The following is a 579-nucleotide window of genomic DNA, read 5'->3' as shown; positions in this document are numbered from 1 at the left end:
GGAGGAAGGACGAATGGCCGAGAAACTGCATCCGAAGATCGACAATGGGCTGCCCAAGGAGAGCGCATCCTTTACCGGCGGCACGCTGGTCTGCGCCTGCACCAGCAACCCGGTGAAGGTGAAGGTCAAGGGCCAGATCGCCCACAACCACGCCTGCGGCTGCACCAAGTGCTGGAAGCCGGAAGGCGCGCTCTTCTCGGTGGTTGCCGTTGCCGCCAGCGGCGACGTGACCGTCACCGAGAACGGCGACAAGCTGAAGGTCGTCGACTCCTCGGCCCTCATCCTGCGCCATGCCTGCACCGGCTGCGGCGTCCACATGTACGGCCCGGTCGAGCGCGACCATGCCTTCAAGGGCCTGTCCTTCATCCATCCCGAGCGCTTCGAGGAGGACGGCTGGTCGCCGCCGGGCTTCGCCGCCTTCGTCTCCTCGATCATCGAATCCGGTGTCGACCCGAGCCGCATGGCCGGCATCCGCGCCCAGCTCAAGTCGATCGGGCTCGAACCCTATGACTGCCTCAGTCCCGGCCTGATGGACTATATCGCCACCTGGACCGCGAAGAAGTCGGGAGCCCTGGCGGC

The 579-nt window shown here is 66.0% G+C and carries 1 protein-coding gene; it reads left to right on the top strand.

Annotated elements, in window-relative coordinates; translation table 11 throughout:
- Window positions 1–13 precede the first annotated feature (13 nt).
- A partial coding sequence (gene gfa / locus EOA29_RS39325; RefSeq protein WP_126092883.1) for an S-(hydroxymethyl)glutathione synthase occupies window positions 14–579 on the top strand: 566 nt, incomplete at its 3' end.

The organism is Mesorhizobium sp. M1E.F.Ca.ET.063.01.1.1 (assembly GCF_003998155.1).
In the GTDB taxonomy this organism is placed as follows: domain Bacteria; phylum Pseudomonadota; class Alphaproteobacteria; order Rhizobiales; family Rhizobiaceae; genus Mesorhizobium.
Note: the sequence above shows the minus strand (reverse complement) of the source record. Positions and strands in the feature narration are given on the sequence as shown.